Consider the following 7,368-nt stretch of genomic DNA (forward strand, 5'->3'; position numbering starts at 1 on the left):
TGTGAATGTAGAAACGCTCTTACAACAAAGACAGCAACAAAGCTCTACGGCTCAACTTCCTGGCTTGCCTGAACTTTTACAACGGATTTACCAACATCGAGGCATCACGGACATAACTCAGTTAGAGCGTAAAGCGGCTAATTTATTGGATTATCGGTCATTATCGGGTGTTGATAAGGCATTACCACTACTTTATCGCGCACTAATTGAGCATGAAGCTATTACTATTGTTGGTGATTTTGATGCCGACGGAGCAACAAGTACGGCATTAGCTATTCGAGCTTTAAAATCAATGGGATATAGAAATATCAACTATATCGTTCCGAACCGTTTTGAAAATGGCTATGGTTTAACGCCATTGGTTGTTGAAGAAGCCCGTAAACGTGGAACAAATCTCATTATAACGGTTGATAATGGCATTTCATCTCATGAAGGGGTTGGTGCCGCTAATCATTATGGAATGAATGTAATTATTACCGACCACCATCTGCCGGGGGGAACGTTGCCTGCTGCGGATGCGATAATCAACCCGAACTTAAATGAATGTTGCTTTGCATCTAAATCATTAGCGGGGGTAGGTGTCACATTTTATTTAATGTCAGCCTTACGTGCGTATTTACGTCAGCAAGGATGGTTTGCGAAACAAGGGCTTGCAGAGCCTAATTTAGCCGAATACCTTGATTTGGTTGCATTGGGAACCGTTGCCGATGTGGTGCCTCTTGATACCAATAACCGTATTTTAGTTCACCAAGGGCTAAATCGTGTTAGAGCAGGGCGTTGTTGCGCGGGAATTAAAGCCCTCGTTGAGGTTTCCAACCGCGATTTATCTAGGTTAGTGGCAAATGATTTTGGTTTTGCTCTTGGTCCTAGATTAAACGCGGCAGGTCGATTAGATGATATGTCAGTGAGTATTGAATTATTACTGACAGACGATATGGCATATGCAAGGGAACTGGCGAATGAGTTAGATGGGTTAAATCAAACTCGTCGTGAGATTGAAGCGGGTATGCAACAAGAAGCACTCGTGCTTTTTAATCAATTCGAATACGGTGAAAACCAGTTACCGAATGGCTTAGCCATATATCATCCTGAATGGCATCAAGGTGTTGTCGGTATACTCGCTTCAAGGATCAAAGAACAATATCATCGTCCGGTTATCGCATTTGCCCCTGCTGGTGATGGTTTATTAAAAGGTTCTGGCCGCTCTATTCAAGGTGTTCATATGCGGGATGCACTAGAACGATTAAATACGTTACAACCCGGTATCATGCAAAAATTTGGTGGGCATGCAATGGCTGCAGGTTTAACTTTACATGTTGATCAATTTGACGCCTTTAAACATCATTTCGAATTATTGATGGGTGAATTAGTTCAACCTGAGCAATTAGCTGGGGTGATCTGGAGTGATGGTGAACTTTCTCGCCATGAGTTTTGTTTAGAAACGGCTGAACTTATTCGAGAAAGTGGCCCGTGGGGGCAAGCATTTCCAGAACCTATTTTTGATGGCGAGTTTCAATTATTGCAGCAAAGGCTTGTTGGTGAACGTCATCTGAAACTGATGCTAGAGCCTGTGAATGGTGGGCCAATGTTAGATGCAATCATGTTTAATATTGATGTCCGTAGATGGCCAGACAACAGTATCAAAAAAGCTAAAATAGCCTTTAAATTAGACGTAAACGAATATCGTGGCCAAAGAAACGTACAATTAATGATTGAGCATATTTGGCCGGATTAAGCTGGTAATAAACAAGCGGAATAACCAGTAAATAGCGTTTGATGGCGCTATAAACATGAGATAAATTCCGCTATACTAAGCGGTTTGTGAATAAAAAATTATTTTTGACTAACCATAAGATATTGAAAAATGACGTTTGAAATAAACCCAGTAAAAAGTAAGATTCAGGACCTGTCTGAACGGACAGTGGTTCTGAGGGGGTATCTTTGACTATGATGCCAAGAAAGAACGCTTAGAAGAAGTCAACGCTGAGCTTGAACAGCCAGATGTCTGGAATGAACCCGAGAGAGCACAAGCCCTTGGTAAAGAACGCTCATCGCTTGAGGCAATTGTTGAAACGATTGACCAGATGATGCAAGGCCTTGAAGATGTTGAAGGTTTATTAGAGCTAGCGGTTGAAGCTGATGATGAAGACACATTTAATGAAGCAGAAGCTGAATTAGAGCAATTACAAAGCAAATTAGAGCAACTTGAATTTCGTCGTATGTTCTCAGGCGAATACGATAGTGCAGACTGCTACATTGACTTACAAGCGGGTTCTGGCGGTACTGAAGCTCAAGATTGGGCAAGCATGTTATTACGTATGTACTTGCGTTGGGCCGAGTCAAAGGGCTTTAAAACCGAGATTATCGAAGAGTCTGATGGTGATGTTGCTGGGCTAAAGTCAGCAACGGTCAAAATTATTGGTGACTATGCCTACGGATGGTTAAGAACGGAAACGGGTGTTCACCGTTTGGTTCGTAAGAGCCCGTTTGACTCGGGTGGGCGTCGCCATACTTCTTTTAGTTCTGCGTTTATTTATCCTGAAGTTGATGATGATATTGATATCGAAATCAATCCAGCAGATTTGCGTATCGATGTGTACCGTGCATCTGGTGCTGGTGGGCAGCACGTAAACAAAACGGAATCAGCGGTACGTATCACACATATTCCAACCAATATTGTGACGCAATGCCAGAATGACCGTTCGCAGCATAAAAATAAAGACCAAGCTATGCGCCAGTTAAAAGCGAAGCTATACGAACTGGAAATGCAAAAGAAAAATGCAGATAAGCAAGCGATGGAAGAGAACAAGTCTGATATTGGCTGGGGAAGCCAGATTCGTTCTTATGTCCTTGATGATGCAAGAATTAAAGATTTACGTACTGGTGTGGAAACGCGTAACACGCAAGCCGTACTGGATGGTGATTTGGATAAATTCATTGAAGCTAGTTTAAAAGCTGGCCTGTGAGGGAAAAATGTCTCAGGAACAACAAGGTGTTGAACAAGCACCTGATTTGAATAACGAACTTAAAGCCCGTAAAGAAAAATTAGCGGCACTGCGTGAAAAGGGTATTCCATTTCCAAATGATTTTCGTCGTGAAGATATTTCCGACAAAATTCATGCTCAATATGATGATAAAACATCCGAAGAGCTTGAAGACTTAAATATCGAAGTATCGATTGCTGGCCGTATGATGACGCGTCGTATCATGGGTAAAGCGTCATTTGCCACGTTACAGGACGTTGGCGGACGCATTCAAATTTATGTGTCGCGTGATGACTTGGCAGAAGGCATCTATAACGAACAGTTTAAAAAATGGGATTTAGGCGATATCTTAGGTGCTAAAGGCCGTTTGTTTAAAACCAAAACTGGCGAGTTAACTGTTCATTGTCATGAAGTTCGTTTATTAACCAAGGCATTGCGTCCATTACCTGACAAATTCCACGGTCTATCAGATCAAGAAACACGTTACCGTCAGCGTTACCTTGATTTAATTGCGAATGATGAATCTCGTCATACTTTTATTGTTCGCTCGAAGATCCTCGCTGAAGTACGTAACTTTATGGTTAGCTACGGTTTTATGGAAGTGGAAACACCGATGATGCAAGTCATTCCAGGAGGTGCTTCTGCACGTCCATTTGTGACTCACCATAATGCATTAGATATCGATATGTATTTGCGTATTGCGCCTGAATTATACCTCAAGCGCTTAGTTGTGGGTGGTTTTGAACGAGTATTTGAAATTAACCGTAACTTCCGTAATGAAGGGCTATCTCCACGTCATAACCCAGAGTTCACTATGATGGAACTCTATATGGCTTATGCGGATTACCGTGACTTAATCGCGTTGACAGAAGATTTATTCCGTACACTGACACAAAAAGTATTAGGTAATACCGTAGTTCAGTATGGCGAGCAAGAGTTTGATTTTGGTAAACCTTTTGCCAAACTCACCATGAAAGAAGCGATTTGCAAATATCGCCCAGAAACCAATGTTGCTGATTTGGATGATATGGATAAAGCAGTGGCGATTGCTCAGTCTATCGGTATTAAGATTGAAAAGAGCTGGGGCTTAGGCCGTATTCAGTGTGAAATTTTTGAAGAAGTTGCAGAAAGCCACTTGATTCAGCCAACATTTATTACTGAGTATCCAGCTGAAGTTTCACCATTAGCACGCCGTAACGATGACAACCCATTCATTACTGACCGTTTTGAATTCTTCATTGGTGGCCGTGAAATTGGTAACGGCTTTTCGGAATTAAATGATGCAGAAGACCAAGCTGAGCGTTTTGCTGAGCAAGTTCGTCAAAAAGACGAAGGTGATGACGAGGCAATGTTCTATGATGAAGACTATGTTACTGCATTAGAACATGGTTTACCGCCAACGGCCGGTTTAGGTATTGGTATTGACCGTATGGTGATGTTATTCACTAATAGCCATACTATTCGTGATGTTATTTTATTCCCCGCTTTACGTCCTAGCAAAGCTTAAATGCATTATGCCCGGTTAATTCCGGGCATATATTTATAAGCTATCAATATTACTCTTCACATGTTTTATTCAAGTGGTCATTTTAGTTAAAAAATAAAACACCATTTACTAGACGTTAAATGAGTAATGTAAAATAAAATCACTGAAAAGTGTTTTTTTAGTGATTATGACTATGTAATCACTATGTTTTAATTAAAAATAAATTTGAGTTACGAATCGTATCAATTTAATATAAGTAATTCTGACAGATAACTGCTATGCTTTATTACGTAGTTGAATGTCTATAAATACGTTTTTTGATAAAAAATTGATTCTATTTATAATTTTTAATTACTGTTAACCTGTAGAATTGAATTAAGCAGGTTACCCATATTTGGTGTGATGGCGATTATTTTCATGTCATAGGCTTAAATGTGTCAGCAGCTTGATAAATGAAATAGGATTTTTTGTTAGCTAGCATTTTATTTGTTAACAATTGTTACAGGTGACAGAACTAAAATAAGAGTTTACTTGAAAGGTATTGAATTGCTAGTAAGGTTTACCAAGTAACCTAATCGTTATCTGACATAAAATAATAAAAAATTCCGAAAAAGGTGTTAATTTACTCCTTTATTGGACGACTAGTGAGAATTAGCTCATAAAATTAATGAAAATATAGCAATAAAATAATTTTAAAACTAAAGTTAAGTTAATCATAAATTTATGAGATGACTCTATTTCTACGTTCGGACTTATAGAAAATAGCTAATTTTTAGCTTACACTAGGTTTTTTGGACATCATTATAATAGCGAAGAAAAGTGCTGGTAAGGTAACCATATGTTTTTAAAAAATAAATTTCATGTTGCATCTTTGCTTATAGCAGGTACAGCTCTTCTTTCAGGTTGTACATTTGGCTCAGACACATACAATACAGCAACACCGAATACCCCAAGTAAACAGACAGTCAATGCAAGTACCGCTCAGCCAGTAACACAACCAACTGCGGATACGAATTCAGGCCAGACTGATAACACATACCCTGAATCTCAAAAAGTTTTAAATAGTGCCATTAGTCGTACACCAATAGCATCAACAAGCTATGGTGAAAATGGTGCTGATCAGCAATCATTTGCCCATTTAAATACGTGTGTTAAAGAATTAAACGCGCTCAAAACACTCTCACCTAAAGATTACAATCGCTTAGTAGGTTCATTTAAAGAAGTTAGCGAAATCAACCGTCTATATCGACAAGTTGAAAGTACTGCTAGCCCAGACACAATTGAATTATTACAAATGGCGATCGAATCCAAAACTAAAGTGTTGTGCGCAAAAGTTCGTTATAACTCAGTATTGTCTACCGAATCAACATTGAAGAAAATTAGTGGATTATGAGAATAAACCTTAGGCTTTGTGTGTCACTGGCACTTGTTACGACTTTTTTTAGTCATGCTCCAAAAGCAGAGCGCTTTAACAATATAATTGATGATTTTGATACTTACCTTCAAATGGAAAAAGAAGGCAAAGTGCAAGAACAAAAGCAGCAATTGCCAGTTAATACACAAAACCAAGGTTATGATATCTTTTCTTCGCTATCTACTGTTCCTGCGCCAAAAGAGAAACAAAAATCTGCGGCAGCTAAAGCTAATAAAGGAACTAAAAGCAAAGCAACAGGGAAGAATAAATCTGCGGCTACATCAACAAAGAAAACAGATGTAGTGAAAGCAGATCCTACTGAGCCAGAAAAAACGACGTTTCCTGAGGTGTGTGCGGTGACGACAGAAAATGGCGTAGCCCCTATTTTATTGTCGTCTTACCCTTATTTTTTTCAAAGCAATCAATGGGATCCTGCTTATCTAGCAAAAGATTTCGCAAAGTATCAATTAGTTCTTGACCCTCTCGGCTTATATGCGTCTAAATTTGCTAAGCCAAATGGTATTAATGCCTCTGCTTATCTTGAGCAGTTAGCGCAATTAATTGAACGTCAGCAATTAACTCATTTATATAAGTTTGGTATTGCTCAAGGAGTAGGCCAACTTATTACCTATAATCATTTACTCAATGATGAACAACTTGTTTCTGAACTCATTAATCATAATAAGAGTATTGCGCAATTAACGCATACAATTACCGAAAAGCAATTTGAGATTGATAAATTAAATGATGAGGTTCTGAAGAATAAAGAGCAAATAGCTCAATTACAGGCGATTGTAGATTCATCAGATGACCAGTCTTTAGTTGACACATTAAAGGCTAAATTGGTGGATGCACAAAAAACAATTGAGCAAAAGCAAAATAGCCTTGAGCAATTGAGCCAAGAAAATCAACAAACCCAAGAAACAATTGCTCAGCTTGAAAAACAATTAAATGAAAGTGTTGTTGAACAAGCTCAACTTAAACAGCAATTAGCAGAGAAAGAACAGCAATTTGCCTCAGCGAATTTGAAAATTGAACAACTGACAGCTGATATTGCAAAATTAGAGTCAGAGGCTAAAAATCAACTACAACTCGTGGGTAACACTGATGAACAGATAAAATCAGTGACAGCTGAGCTTTTACAGCAAAAAGAGTTGTTAAAACAAAAAGAAAATGAACTAGCAACGGCTAAAAGTGAAAAAGATGGCGTTCAATCTTCTTTAGTTGCTCAGCAAGAAAAAAGTAAATCACTCGAGTCTCAAAACCAGCAATTACAAGCCCAGTTGGTTGAAAAAGAACAATTAGCGGAAAAAATTCAAGCTTCCTTGGCGGAAAAAACTGAACAAGCAGAACAAAAAGTTGCATTAGAAAATGCATTAAAAGCGGCTCAGGAGCAGCTTAATTCATATCAAAGCACGCAGAATACGTTAGCAAAACAGTTGGCTCAAAGTGAAAAACAACAGGAAGACTTGCAGGCAAAACTC

5 protein-coding genes are annotated in these 7,368 nt (G+C 38.8%); all 5 read left to right on the forward strand.

Annotated elements, in window-relative coordinates:
- Position 1 precedes the first annotated feature (1 nt).
- A complete protein-coding gene (gene recJ / locus PSE72_RS08100; RefSeq protein WP_115166893.1) occupies positions 2-1,735 on the forward strand; it encodes a single-stranded-DNA-specific exonuclease RecJ in 1,734 nt (577 codons plus the stop codon).
- 129 nt (positions 1,736-1,864) lie between these two features.
- A protein-coding gene (gene prfB, locus PSE72_RS08105) for a peptide chain release factor 2 (RefSeq protein WP_115166894.1) occupies positions 1,865-2,966 on the forward strand; the annotation gives its coding sequence in 2 pieces (ribosomal slippage) (positions 1,865-1,942 and positions 1,944-2,966; 1,101 coding nt in all).
- A gap of 7 nt (positions 2,967-2,973) precedes the next feature.
- Positions 2,974-4,491, forward strand: coding sequence for a lysine--tRNA ligase (gene lysS, locus PSE72_RS08110; RefSeq protein WP_115166895.1), 1,518 nt, complete (start codon positions 2,974-2,976; stop codon positions 4,489-4,491).
- A gap of 817 nt (positions 4,492-5,308) precedes the next feature.
- A complete protein-coding gene (locus PSE72_RS08115; RefSeq protein WP_109912911.1) occupies positions 5,309-5,863 on the forward strand; it encodes a hypothetical protein in 555 nt (184 codons plus the stop codon).
- A gap of 20 nt (positions 5,864-5,883) precedes the next feature.
- On the forward strand, positions 5,884-7,368 hold a 1,485-nt coding region (locus tag PSE72_RS08120), incomplete at its 3' end, for a hypothetical protein (protein ID WP_272690945.1).

It is taken from the genome of Providencia sp. PROV116 (assembly GCF_028482485.1).
Taxonomy (GTDB): domain Bacteria; phylum Pseudomonadota; class Gammaproteobacteria; order Enterobacterales; family Enterobacteriaceae; genus Providencia; species Providencia rettgeri.

Bases quoted from the DNA above. Each gene is read 5' to 3' on its own strand.
- lysS (WP_115166895.1), top strand. From the start codon at position 2,974: ATGTCTCAGGAACAACAAGGTGTTGAACAAGCACCTGATTTGAATAAC.
- PSE72_RS08115 (WP_109912911.1), top strand. From the start codon at position 5,309: ATGTTTTTAAAAAATAAATTTCATGTTGCATCTTTGCTTATAGCAGGT.